The organism is Pedobacter sp. GSP4, from assembly GCF_051857575.1.
Lineage (GTDB): Bacteria > Bacteroidota > Bacteroidia > Sphingobacteriales > Sphingobacteriaceae > Pedobacter.
On sequence record NZ_JBPZIR010000002.1, the window covers coordinates 317,334 to 330,784 of the forward strand.

Here is a 13,451-nt window from a genome sequence, read left to right on the forward strand (position 1 = left end):
TGGACACGAAGCACAACAATTAAAATAATAAAACCAAATGAAATACATTTTAAAGACTTTATTTTTTTTACTTACAATAAGCACTGGCCTAACCGTTAATGCCCAATCGTATTACAACGTAATTAAATACGGTGCCAAGAACGATAGCAGCAAACTGGCGACTACTGCCATCAAAAATGCGATTGAAGCAGCATCCAAAGCGGGTGGTGGCACTATTTATTTTCCTACTGGTAAATATTTAACAGGCGCAATCCATTTAAAAAGCAACATCACCATACTGATAGATGCCGGTGCAGAGCTGCATTTCAGCGATAATTTCGACGATTATTTACCCATGGTAAAAAGCCGTTACGAAGGTGTAGATGTTACCAGTTTTTCGCCCTTATTCTATGCCTACAAAGCCGAGAACATTGCAATTATTGGCCGTGGAATTATTGATGGCCATGGTAAAAAATGGTGGGATTTTGTTGAAGGTTATAAAGAAGGCCAGCCCCGATCGAAATGGCAGACCACTTTTGATGGCTTAAATAAAGATATTGTTTTGCCAGATGATCCCAAACAGATGAAACGTGGCTTTCTCCGTCCGCCTTTTATACAGCCCATGTTCTGCAAAAATGTATTAATTGATGGCATTACCATCCGCAATTCGCCGTTTTGGACCGTCAATCCTGAGTTTTGCGAAAACGTAAAAGTTCATGCGGTTACCATCAACAACCCGCATTCGCCCAATACGGATGGTATCAATCCCGAATCGTGCAAAAACGTGCACATTTCTGATTGCCACATCAGCGTAGGCGACGATTGCATCACCATTAAATCAGGCAAGGATGCGCCAGGCAGAAAAATGGCTGTTCCGGCAGAGAATTACGTAATTACCAATTGTACCATGTTATCTGGTCATGGTGGTGTGGTTATTGGCAGCGAAATGTCGGGCGATGTGCGCAAAATAGCCATTTCAAATTGTATTTTCGATGGAACAGACCGTGGTATCCGCATTAAAACAGCAAGGGGCAGAGGTGGTGTGGTAGAAGAGATCAGGGTGAGCAATATCATCATGAAAAACATAAAAGATCAGGCCATTGTATTGGATATGCAATATGCGAAAACCGATGTAGAGCCTGTATCTGAACGTACCCCCATTTTTAGAAACATCCATTTCAGCAACATCACCGGTCAGGTTAATCAGGCTGGCTATTTAAATGGATTAGCAGAAATGCCCATTGATAACATTAGTTTCAACGATATTAATATGGATGCCAAAACAGGTTTTTCGGTAAACAATGCCAATAATATCGAATTCCACAATGTAACGGTGAATACCGAGTTAGGAGCATCTATAAAGGCTGTAAAAGTTAATAATTTGATTGTGGATGGCTTAAAAAGCAATAAACCCCATGCCAATGCCGCAGTAATCGATCTTACCAACGTATCTGAGCTGTTCTTGTACAATGCCTTTCCAGGCAAAGAAACTGTTACTTACCTGAAACTGAATGGTGCTGAAACTAAAAATATATACCTTGGAAATAATAATTTCAGGAATGTAAAAGAAGCCGTTAAAAAAGAAAAGGAAGTGAGCGGCAGTGTTGAAGTTATTTCAGGCGATAAAGGACAATAATATGAGGTTTAAACTTTTATTAAGTACATCATTTTTAATAATAACTGCCCATTTTAGCAGTTTGGCACAAGAAAACAACCATACTTTATGGTACAATAAAGCAGCAGAAAAATGGACTGACGCCTTACCTATAGGCAATGGTAGATTGGGTGCAATGATTTTTGCCGGAACCGCTGTTGATCATATCCAGTTTAACGAAGAAACCTTATGGACGGGCAAACCTAGGGATTACAACAGGCAGGGCGCCTATAAATATCTTCCAGAAATTAGAAAGCTGCTTTTCGAAGGTAAGCAAAAAGAGGCTGAGGCATTGGCCCAAGAGCAGTTTATGGGATTGCAGAGCACTTCTGGCGACCGTAAAGTTTGGGTAAATGAAATGAAAGCCGGAAAAGGCATTCAGGGCAACCCAGCACTGAGTAATTTTGATGATAAACTTTGGAAAACCATCAAAGTGCCCGCTTACGAAGGATGGGAAGCGGTAGGTCTGGCCAATTTAGATGGAGCAGTTTGGTTTAGAACAACTTTTGATGTGCCAGAAAACTGGGTAGGGAAAGACCTCGTACTGGATCTTAACCGGATCAAGGATCAGGATTTTACTTACATAAATGGGAAATTAGTGGGTAATACCGACAACACGGAACCCCGAAAATACACCATACCTACAAAGCTGATCAAAAAGGGTAAGAATGTAATTGCCATACAGGTGCTCAACTATTTTGATAAAGGTGGTTTAGCGGGCTACAAAGACACCAGCAAGAAGATCGGCATTTATCCGGTTGGTTCGGCTATTGAACAGGGGATTTCACTGGTTAAAGAATGGAAATATAAAATCCAGGATGAAGATCCGCCAGCCGTGTCCCAATATCAGGGCAGCTACCAGCCTTTTGGCGATCTGAACCTATATTTCAAAGAGAACAGATCGATGGTTAGTAATTACAAGCGCTCGCTTGATTTAAGTACTGCCATTGCCAAAACAAGCTATACGCAAAACGGGATCAACTTTCGGCGCGAGTATTTTGCCAGTCAGCCCGATCAGGCTATTGTAATTCATTTAACCGCCGATAAAAGCGCTGCTATTACTTTCGACGCAGCACTTTCCAGTCCACACCGAAAATCGTCAGTAAAAGCCTTGGGCAACAATGTAGTGGCGCTAACTGTACAGGTAAAAGATGGGGCCATGAAAGGCGAAAGCCGCTTAACAGCTTTGGTTAAAAAAGGATCGGTTAAGGTGCTTAACGGTAAAATCAGCATTAATCAGGCCGATGAGGTAACGCTCTATTTAACTGGTGGAACCAATTTCATTAACGCTCAGGATGTTTCTGGCAATCCGGCCACGGCAAACACTAAAGCACTGAACGGATTAAAAGGTAAATCTTATAACGAGATAAAGCAAAACCACATTAAAGAATACCAGGGTTATTACAATACTTTCAGTGTTAATTTCGGTCGGTCGGATAGCGAAAATCTACCTACTGACGAAAGATTGACCAGATTTGCCAGTGCTAATGATCCAGCCTTTGCGGCTTTATACATGCAGTATGGCAGGTACCTGCTAATTTCCAGCTCTCGTCCGGGCACGCAACCCGCTAACCTACAGGGAATCTGGAACGATTTGCTCATGCCACCGTGGGGCAGCAAGTACACCACCAATATCAACCTCGAAATGAATTATTGGCCTACCGAAATGCTTAATCTTTCAGCGCTAAACGAACCACTTTTCAGCAAAATCAAAGGATTGGCCAAAACCGGTGCTGAAACCGCCAAAACCTATTATAATGCCCGTGGCTGGGTTTTACACCACAATACCGACATCTGGAACGGCACGGCTCCTATAAATGCTTCCAACCATGGTATTTGGGCTAGCGGTGCCGGGTGGTTGAGCGATCACTTGTGGGAGCACTACCAATTTAGCAAAGACCGCAAATTTCTGGAAACCGAAGCTTACCCTTTAATGAAACAGGCTGCCCTGTTTTTTGAAGATTTTTTGGTAAAAGATCCCAAAACCGGATGGTTAATCAGCAGTCCATCTAATTCGCCAGAAAATGGAGGTTTGGTTGCTGGCCCAACCATGGATCACCAGATTATCCGATCGCTGTTTAAAAACTGTGTATCAGCAGCCGAGGTACTAAACGTAGATGCTGAATTTAGAAAATCGCTGACAGAAAATATCAGCCAGATTGCACCAAATCAGATTGGTAAATACGGACAATTACAGGAGTGGCTGGAAGATAAAGACGATACCACCAACAAACACCGCCATGTTTCGCATCTTTGGGGCGTTTATCCGGGTAACGACATTACCTGGGATGGCAATGAAAAAACCATGCAGGCCGCTAAACAATCTTTGCTTTACAGAGGTGATGATGCTACCGGCTGGAGCCTAGCTTGGAAAATTAATTTTTGGGCAAGGTTTAAAGATGGCGACCATGCCATGAAGCTGGTAAAAATGCTGATGAAACCGGCCAGTAACGGGGCAGGTTCTTATGTAAATCTTTTTGATGCACATCCACCTTTCCAAATTGACGGGAACTTTGGCGGTGCTGCAGGTATTGCCGAAATGATTGTGCAGAGCCACCAAGGCTATCTGGATATTTTACCCGCACTGCCAACGGCAATACCGAACGGAGAAATTAAAGGATTGTTGGCCAGGGGAGGCTTTGAGCTAGATTTAACCTGGAGCAACGGATTATTAGCTTCGCTTACCGTTAAATCAAAAACAGGTGAAAATTGTAAAATCCGCTACAAAAATAACAAGGTGAGTTTTGAAACTAAAGCTGGCCAAAGCTATAAACTGGCCGGAGATTTAAAATTGCTGTAAACATGAATAATAAAATCGTCATTGCGAGGAGGAACGACGAAGCAATCTCCTGTAACAGATACTTCCGAGGCCTTGGTTCATGTCTACACGAACCTAAAATCAATATGTCGAAGCATTTCTTCATTTTATTGTTGCTGGCTTTATGGAGTATAAACTTTGCTAAAGCTCAAATCCGCCAAGATATTTCCTTAAACACTAATTGGCTTACAGTTGCCGATGAGAAAAACAGCAGTGCTTTTGAAGGGTTCCAGGCGGTTGCTTATCAAACCAAAAACTGGACAAAAGTTAATGTCCCACATAACTGGGATCAGTACGAAGGTTATCAGCGCAAGCTTCATGGCAATAAACATGGCTATGCGTGGTACCGCAAAAGCTTTAAAACCAACGAAGTGAAATTGGGCAAACGCTTTTTTCTGTATTTTGAAGGTGTGGGCTCCTATGCTACTGTTTGGCTTAACGGGAAAAAAGTGGGTTATCATGCAGGGGGTAGGACTACGTTCACCTTGGACGTTACAGCTGCCATCAAACTGAATAACCAAGAAAATATTTTGGCCGTTAGGGCAGATCATCCAGCCAATATCCAGGATCTGCCCTGGGTGGATGGAGGTTGTTCTACCGAACGCGGCTTTTCTGAAGGATCACAGCCGATGGGAATTTTCCGTCCGGTGCATTTAATGGTTACCAACGAAGTGAGGATTGAACCTTTTGGCATCCACATTTGGAACGACAACAAGATCTCCGAAAAATCGGCTGTTTTAAACCTTAGTACCACTATTAAAAATTACGGAACCCAAACTAAAAACATTACTGTTGTAAACCGTTTACTAAGTGGCGAAGGAAAGCTGGTTAAAGTACTCAAAAAGATAATCGTGGTTCCATTCGGGAAAGAAATACAGCTCGATCAGCAAACAGACCCGATTATAAACCCCAAGCTTTGGTCTTTAGAAAATCCCTACCGCTACACTTTGCAAACTACCCTAATAGCGGATGGAAAAATTGTAGATGAGCTTAAAACCCCTTACGGCATCAGGTGGATCAGTTGGCCCATCGGCGAGCAAGCCGGTCAAAAAGTATTTAAATTAAACGGTAAGCCTGTTTTCATCAACGGTATTGCCGAATACGAGCATTTAATAGGGCAAAGCCATGCCTTTAGCAACGAACAGATCAGATCGAGGGTAATGCAGATTAAAGCTGCCGGTTTTAATGCCTTCCGAGATGCACACCAACCACATAATTTATTGTATGGCGACTATTGGGATAAAGAAGGAATTTTATGCTGGACACAAATGGCCGCCCATATCTGGTACGATACACCGGCCTTTAAAAAGAATTTTAAAGCACTTTTAACCGATTGGGTAAAAGAACGCCGTAACAGTCCGGCGGTTGTTTTATGGGGGCTGGAAAACGAAAGTACATTGCCTGAAGATTTTGCAAAAGAATGTACCGAACTGATCAGGAAATTAGATCCTACAGCATCATCACAGCGAAAGGTAACCACCTGTAACGGCGGTAAAGGCACCGACTGGGATGTACCCCAAAACTGGACAGGCACCTACGGCGGCAACCCATTGGCCTATGGCGAAGATTTACAGCGTCAGGTTTTGGTAGGCGAATACGGTGCCTGGAGGACCATCGACCTCCACGATACCGACGCGAACGGAAAAGGTTATACTGAAAACAAAATGACCGATTTAATGGAAACCAAAGTACGTTTGGCCGAAGTGGCTAAAGATAAAACGGCAGGTCATTTTTTCTGGTTATACAGCTCACACGATAACCCGGGCAGGGTTCAGGGCGGCGAAGGTTTACGCGATCTGGATCGGGTAGGCCCCGTTAACTACAAAGGAATGTTTACCCCATGGGAAGAGCCAACAGATGTGTTTTACATGTTCAGGGCCAATTATGCACCAAAAACAACTGAACCGATGGTGTATATCGTTTCGCATACCTGGCCCAACCGTTGGGTTAAACCGGGCATAAAAGATAGCGTTGTGGTATATGCCAACTGCGATGAAGTAGAACTCTTTAACGATATTAATGGCCAATCTTTAGGAAGAAGAAAACGTGGAGCAATTGGCACGCATTTCCAATGGAATAAGCCCAACATTCAATACAATGTGCTCTATGCTGTTGGCTATGTAGCAGGAAAAGCCGTGGCTTGGGATAAAATAGTATTGCAGAATTTACCGCAAAGCCCAAATTTTAAGGCATTAATAAACGATAAGCAGCTCACGCTTGCTGCAAAAGGCTATAATTATGTTTACCGTGTAAACTGTGGTGGCGGCGATTATATCGATACCCATGGCAATAGGTGGTTGGCAGATAGGAATTTATCCTCGTCTGATACATTTGGTTCTACCTCATGGACAGCAGCTTTTCCTGGCGTACCCACTTTTTTTGCCAGTCAGCGCCGCACCTTTCAACCCATCGAGGGCACTAAAGACTGGAAGCTTTTCCAATCTTTCAGGTATGGCCGAAATCAGTTGCAATATCATTTTCCATTGCCAAATGGCGAATATTTGGTAGAGCTTTATTTTATAGAGCCCTGGCTAGGCATTGGGGGCGGTTTTAATGCTAAAGCCATGCGTTTGTTTGATGTTGCATTTAATGGCCAAACCGCAATTAAGGATTTAGATATCTGGAACGAAGCAGGAAGCAATACTTTATTGAAGAAAACAGTAAAAGCGACGGTTAAAGCTGGTTTCTTGAATATCGATTTTCCAGAAGTTAAAGCAGGCCAAGCTGTTATTTCGGCTATTGCCATTGCAAGCTTAAAACAAAATATCAAAGCCGCACCTGCAAGCAAATCACTATTAACTAACATAAAAAACGCAGAATTGCACAACTGGCTGGATATTGGAGAAGAGCAGTTTAAAGGCGAAAATTCAACTTTCACCGATTTACCCTCAAACTTATACGGTGCTGAATGGCTAAAAGCATCACGCGGACAAGAGGGCATCGAATTTACCTCAACCGATAGTGTCGACGCCTTTATTGCACTGAACAATAACAGCAGCATCCCACAGGGATTTGAAGATACCAAAACAACTTTAAGCAATAGCAAAGAAGAAACCTTTAGCGTTTACCGCAAAAGACTGGTCCCTAACGAACGAATGATATTCGACGGTAGAGCGGCCACTGTTTTTGTATTGCCTATTACCCATCTGCAACCTGCTTACGACCTAAAAACCACAACTACTTATAAGGCTACAGATGGCATTTTAGCAGGAAAAGGCATTATAAAAGCAGATTTAATGGATAAACAACGTGTAGTTTTCACCTCATCAGAAGAAGGTATTTTAACCTGGACGATTGGAGTTGGTGTGGCAGATACCTATTCGCTCACCATTAAGTACCACAATCCATCAGAAAAGTCCATGCAGGGAAAACTGGAGTTTTTATCGGCCGATGGCACGTTAATGAAGACAGAAACAGTTGAGTTTGCTCCAACAAAGGCGGGCAAATGGAACTACCTTAGTACCAATACCGGAAGTATGATTAATGCCGGCAGCTATAAACTGAGGTTAATAGCCACAGAAACAAAGGGATTAGCTATTGATGCTTTAGATGTTCAATAGGATAAGATGATACAATATGTGGCCAAAATCTTATATTAATAGTGAAATTTAGTCATGCATATTTGTTTTAACCAAATTAATAAACGAGCCAACAAATAATGAAAGGTCTTCCTGTAATCGATCTTGCGATAATCTTCATTTATCTTGTTGGGATGATATTAGTTGGGGTTTATTTTTCGAGGAAAAATAAAAACTCCGAGCAGTTTACAAAAGCTTCGGGCCTAATACCCGGATGGGCGATAGGTTTATCAATTTATGCAACATTTTTAAGCAGCAATACCTTTTTGGGCGTGCCCGGTAAGGCATTTGGTGGAAACTGGAATGCTTTTGTATTCAGCATTTCTATGCCTTTGGCAGCATGGGTAGCATCTAAATATTTTGTGCCATTTTACCGCAACACCGGTGAGATTTCTGCCTATACCCACTTAGAAAAACGTTTTGGGGCATGGGCAAGAGTTTATGCAGTAGTATGTTTCCTGCTAACACAGCTGGCCAGAATGGGATCAATATTTTTTGGCATTGCCTTGAGCTTACAGGCGCTTACAGGCTATTCCATGCAAATGATTATGATTGTTATGGGCATCTGTATCATCATTTATACTGTTTTAGGAGGAATTGAAGCGGTAATATGGACAGAAGTAGTACAGGCCATTGTAAAAACCTTCGGTGCGTTGCTCATCTTATACCTCATTATCAGCAATATGCCAGGTGGTGTGGCCAAAATAGTAGAGATTGGAAAAACAGCTGATAAATTTAGCCTGGGCAGTTTCAAACCTGAATTTATTACTTCGTCGTTTTGGGTAGTGTTGCTTTATGGTTTTTTCATTAACCTGAACAATTTCGGTATGGATCAGAATTACATCCAGCGCTACCATACGGCCTCATCAAGTAAAGCCGCTTCAAAATCGATCTGGTTGTGTGTTTGGTTATATATTCCGGCATCGTTGCTCTTTTTTATTATAGGATCTTGCTTATATGCCTATTATGAAATTAACCCCGAACTGGTAGAATCGATAAAGCACCAGGTGGCAGTAGAGCGTTTGCCTTTGCATGCTTCGGCAGCCGAGGTTTTACGCTTACAGAATGCATTATTGCCATCCGATTATGGGGATAAAATTATGCCTCATTTTATGGTAACCAAAATTCCGGTGGGTTTGGTGGGATTAATTGTTTCGGCTATTTTATCTGCAGCCATGAGCACCATAAGCTCCGGAATGAATGCTTCTGCAACGGTGTTTTCGGTAGATATTTACAAAAGGTATTTCAAACCCAATGTAACCGAAAAACAGAATTTATCACTTTTGCACCTGGCTACGGTAGGCTTTGGTTTGTTAGGGATGATTACCGGAATTGCCATGATCGGGGTAAAAAGTATTTTAGATGTATGGTGGGAGCTATCTGGCATTTTTGCAGCCGGAATGCTGGGCTTGTTTTTGCTGGGACTAATTAGCAGGCAAACCAAAAACCACGAAGCCATAACCGCAACAATAATTGGCATTGCCGTAATTATATGGATGACATTTTCTTCACTTCTTCCTCCAGAATATGAAGTTTTTAGAAATCCATTGCATAAAAACATGGTCATTGTGATCGGTACTTTAACCATTTTTTTAGCAGGACTTATCCTGACCAAAATTAAAAACAATAAGATTAAAACAGCATATTAAGATCAGCCAGGTCTTATCCAGGCAAAAATTTAAAGAACAATTTACCATATCAGATAAAATGGAAAACTCACAAAAAGGGTTCATCCCGGTTATGCTCACGCCTTTTTTAAGCGACGGAAATATTGATTATCCAGCGCTTACACAACTTACAGAAATTTACCTGCAGGCTGGTTCATCGGGTTTATTTGCCAATTGCCTTTCGAGCGAAATGTTCGAACTGAGCGATAAGGAACGGATAGCCGCCATAAAACACGTGATTAAAGTGGTAGATGGTGCTGTGCCAGTGGTAGCTACGGGTACCTTTGGCGGACCGATTGCCAAACAGGCCGATTTTGTAAAAGCAGTGAGCGATGCAGGCGTGGAAGCAGTAATTGCGATTACCAGTTTATTGGCTGATGAAAGCGAATCTGATGAGGTTTTTAACGATCGGGTATTCGATCTGTTTAATCAAACTAGCAACATCCCAATCGGCTTTTATGAGTGCCCGGTACCTTATAAAAAAGTTTTAAAACCACAGCAGCTAGCTGATTTTGTAGCTACGGGAAGGGTAATTTACCATAAAGATACCTGCCTGGATCTGCCCCAGATCAAAGAAAAACTGAAGCTTACCGCAGGTCAGGCTTTTGGACTGTACGATGCCTATATTGTTCATGCGGTAGAATCGTTAAAGGCCGGATCATCCGGTTTATCCTGCATTCAGGGCAATTATTTCCCAGAGCTGATTGTTTGGCTTTGCGACCATTACAATGACAACGCGTTAAAAGACGAAGTACAGGTTGTACAACAGTTTTTAATCGATAATATGGACGTGATGCACAACGTTTATCCGGTGGTATCTAAATATTTCCTACAAAAAAGAGGATTAAAAATTTCAACTTTTACGCGTAGGAACGTAGGTTCTTTTACGCCAACTGTTGTTAAAGAAGTGGAAAAGCTGTTTGATGATTACAGCGCTTTAAGAAGCGACTTAAATATTGAGGTGTTTATATAGTTCTGTTTTAGACCTCGCAGGTTTTAAAAACCTGCGAGGTCTATTAATTCAAATACTTACGCTTATAATCCAAAGGCGTCATACCCGTCACCTTTTTAAAGTGTCTGTAAAAATTGGATACGTTATTAAAACCGCAATCGAAACAGATCATTTCAGTAGGCAGTTTATTTTCTATCAGAAAACGACAGGCATGGCTTACCCTAATCTCAATCAGGAAATCGTAAAAGGTTTTTTTGGTCATCAGTTTAAAATACCTGCAAAAAGAGGTCACGCTTAAATTACTTAACGAAGCCACTTCCTCAAGGGTAATATCCTTTTTATAATTACTTAAAGTATAATTGCAGATTTTATTGATGCGGAGTGTTTCAGATTCATTGCTCTGGTAAAAGGTGTTTTTACTTGTTACAATGGTGGTATACTCATCTGTTTCTGCCAGTGTTTTCAATATAGAAAGCAGAATAATAATCCTATCCAAATTAGTTGCATCGATCGCTTCGCGCATCAAATCAACCAATTTATCTTTCGCCTTACCTTTAATCACCATACCGCTTTTGGCCTTTTCAAACAACTTCGGAATCAGGTAGGCCTCTGGTAGTGTAAGCATGAATTTACCCAAACAATCGGGCAGGAAATGGATCACCATTGCTTCGGTGGTAAGATCAGGATTACCCTGAAAATATTCGTCTTTACAGCGCCAGGTATGGGGCAGGTTTTCGCCCAAAAGCACCATCTCATCTGGCACAAAATTACTGATGTTATCGCCTATAAACCGTACACCTTCACCTTTAATAACATAATGCAATTCGAGCTCAGGATGGTAATGCCAAATGTTACCAAAATCGGGCTTAATATCATGACGGATACTGAAAGAACTCTGTAACGTAACGGGAACTTTATGAAAATGAGGTTTCATTGGGATGCTTAATATTTGGTTAGTGTTGCCACACGCCGTTTTGCAAAAGCCTGTGTACAACAGGCCTAATTTAGGCAGTATAATGATAATATCCTATATTAATTTGATAAAAACCATCAAAAAATTGTGTTTTTCATTGTTGAGTTTTGTATATAGCCGCAAAGGCCTGACCAAATTACAAACTGACAAATTATTTTTATATAAATTATTTGTTCATTAATAAATTATGAGACAAGCTAAACAGGGGGAAATTCTATTGGTTTCGAGCGGCGATTTACGGCTTTCGGCAAACCAGAACTGCTGGGCTGCCCAACTCGAAATGGAGCAGAAATTAACAACCGCAATTGAGCAGTTTGGCTGGACGGTTAAACGTGCCCATGCTTATAATCCAATCAAAAAACACGGCTTCATCGACTCGCAGAGAATGGGGATGGATATCTTTAACAATATCGATCCAAACCAACCTTTAATTGTTGCCGAAAGTGTTTGGCAATACTCGCACCATGTGCTGGCAGGGCTTTTTACACACCGCGGTCCAATATTAACTGTAGCCAACTGGAGTGGTCAATGGCCAGGCCTGGTAGGGATGTTAAACCTAAATGGTTGCTTAACAAAAGCAAAAGTAAGCTACAGCACTTTGTGGAGCGAAAATTTTACCGATGATTTCTTTACCGATGGCTTAGCAGAATGGCTCGCTACGGGCAAAATAAGTTACGACCAAAGCCATGTAAAAAGTTTTGACTTAACTAAAATACCCTTGGCCGATGATAAACGGGGCCGGGCTTTCGCTAAAAAGCTAAAAGCACGAAAAGTGATCATGGGCGTGTTTGATGAGGGCTGCATGGGTATGTACAATGCTATCATACCTGATGAACTTCTGCATCAGACCGGTTTTTTCAAAGAACGGCTCAGTCAATCGGCGCTTTATGCCGCCATGCTGCAGGTTACCGACCAAGAGGCAGAAGCCATTTTAAACTGGCTGTTACAAAAAGGAATGACTTTTAACTGGGGAACAGATGAGGCAACGGAACTAACCAAAAACCAAACTTTGGCCCAGTGCAAAATGTATATCGCAGCCCTTCGCATTGCTGATGAATTTGCCTGCGATACGATTGGCATACAATACCAACAGGGATTAAAAGATTTAACCGTGGCCAGCGATTTAGTAGAAGGCCTGCTGAATAACGAAGACCGCCCACCGGTTTACGCTTTGGACGGAAAAGAACTTTACGCCAAAAAAGCATTACCGCATTTTAATGAAGTAGATGAATGTGCCGGACTGGATGCCCTGCTTACCTACAACTTATGGAACGAACTGGGCATGACAGGGGAGAACACCCTGCACGATATCCGTTGGGGCGAATACTATAAAGGTGTAGATATAGACGGCTTTGTTTGGCTGTTTTTAATTTCGGGAGCTGCACCGGCTGCACACTTTATAAACGGCTATGCCGGCGCAAGTAGCGAGAGGCAACCTGCCATGTATTTTCGGTTGGGGGGAGGCTCTTTAAAAGGCATCAGCAAACCTGGTTTCATTGTTTGGAGCCGGGTATTTGTAGCAGACAATGAACTACACTGCGATTTAGGTGTTGGAGAAGTTGTAGCTTTGCCAGCAGATGAAACAAAAAGGCGCTGGGAAGGAACAACACCCGAATGGCCAATTATGCATGCCATTTTAAAAGGAGTAAGCCGCGACCAGCTGATGGCCAGACACAAAGCCAACCACATACAGGTTGTATACACCAATTACGAAGCTGCCGCACATGAGGCTTGTCGCATTAAAGCGGCTGCTATGGATGAACTTGGCCTTAAAGTACATTTCTGTGGAGATGTAAACCTGAGTAAAAAAAGAAATTCAATTTAAAAGAT

At 42.0% G+C, this 13,451-nt stretch carries 7 protein-coding genes; 6 read left to right on the forward strand and 1 reads right to left on the reverse strand.

All coding sequences use genetic code 11. The features are described 5' to 3' along the window. Positions 1–37 precede the first annotated feature (37 nt). The 5 genes from ACS5PU_RS04970 (at position 38) to ACS5PU_RS04990 (ending at position 10,669) form a co-directional block, all read left to right on the forward strand. The gene (locus ACS5PU_RS04970) at positions 38–1,615 is read left to right on the forward strand and encodes a glycoside hydrolase family 28 protein (protein WP_439458169.1); all 1,578 of its coding nucleotides are present in this window, start codon (positions 38–40) and stop codon (positions 1,613–1,615) included. A 1-nt stretch (position 1,616) separates the two neighbouring features. Next, positions 1,617–4,433, forward strand: a complete 2,817-nt coding sequence (locus ACS5PU_RS04975) for a glycosyl hydrolase family 95 catalytic domain-containing protein (RefSeq protein WP_439458170.1) — start codon at positions 1,617–1,619, stop codon at positions 4,431–4,433. 2 nt (positions 4,434–4,435) lie between these two features. Continuing rightward, positions 4,436–8,011, forward strand: a complete 3,576-nt coding sequence (locus ACS5PU_RS04980) for a malectin domain-containing carbohydrate-binding protein (RefSeq protein ID WP_439458171.1) — start codon at positions 4,436–4,438, stop codon at positions 8,009–8,011. A 98-nt stretch (positions 8,012–8,109) separates the two neighbouring features. Beyond that, positions 8,110–9,678: a sodium:solute symporter gene (locus ACS5PU_RS04985; RefSeq protein WP_439458172.1), complete on the forward strand. Its 1,569-nt coding sequence runs from the start codon at positions 8,110–8,112 to the stop codon at positions 9,676–9,678. Between the two features lie 58 nt (positions 9,679–9,736). Further along, positions 9,737–10,669 carry a dihydrodipicolinate synthase family protein gene (locus ACS5PU_RS04990; RefSeq protein WP_439458173.1) on the forward strand — a complete coding sequence of 311 codons (933 nt, stop codon included), beginning with the start codon at positions 9,737–9,739 and terminating at the stop codon, positions 10,667–10,669. 43 nt (positions 10,670–10,712) lie between these two features. On the opposite strand, the gene ACS5PU_RS04995 is transcribed toward ACS5PU_RS04990, so the two are convergent. Continuing rightward, positions 10,713–11,582: an AraC family transcriptional regulator gene (locus tag ACS5PU_RS04995; RefSeq protein WP_439458174.1), complete on the reverse strand. Its 870-nt coding sequence runs from the start codon at positions 11,580–11,582 to the stop codon at positions 10,713–10,715. Positions 11,583–11,808: 226 nt separating this feature from the next. Here ACS5PU_RS04995 and ACS5PU_RS05000 point away from each other — a divergent pair, with 226 nt between their 5' ends. Continuing rightward, positions 11,809–13,446 carry a fucose isomerase gene (locus ACS5PU_RS05000; protein ID WP_439458175.1) on the forward strand — a complete coding sequence of 546 codons (1,638 nt, stop codon included), beginning with the start codon at positions 11,809–11,811 and terminating at the stop codon, positions 13,444–13,446. The last annotated feature ends 5 nt before the right edge of the window (positions 13,447–13,451 follow it).

Bases quoted from the DNA above. Each gene is read 5' to 3' on its own strand.
- ACS5PU_RS04970 (WP_439458169.1), top strand. From the start codon at position 38: ATGAAATACATTTTAAAGACTTTATTTTTTTTACTTACAATAAGCACT.
- ACS5PU_RS04975 (WP_439458170.1), top strand. From the start codon at position 1,617: ATGAGGTTTAAACTTTTATTAAGTACATCATTTTTAATAATAACTGCC.
- ACS5PU_RS04980 (WP_439458171.1), top strand. From the start codon at position 4,436: ATGAATAATAAAATCGTCATTGCGAGGAGGAACGACGAAGCAATCTCC.
- ACS5PU_RS04985 (WP_439458172.1), top strand. From the start codon at position 8,110: ATGAAAGGTCTTCCTGTAATCGATCTTGCGATAATCTTCATTTATCTT.
- ACS5PU_RS04990 (WP_439458173.1), top strand. From the start codon at position 9,737: ATGGAAAACTCACAAAAAGGGTTCATCCCGGTTATGCTCACGCCTTTT.
- ACS5PU_RS04995 (WP_439458174.1), bottom strand. From the start codon at position 11,582: ATGAAACCTCATTTTCATAAAGTTCCCGTTACGTTACAGAGTTCTTTC.
- ACS5PU_RS05000 (WP_439458175.1), top strand. From the start codon at position 11,809: ATGAGACAAGCTAAACAGGGGGAAATTCTATTGGTTTCGAGCGGCGAT.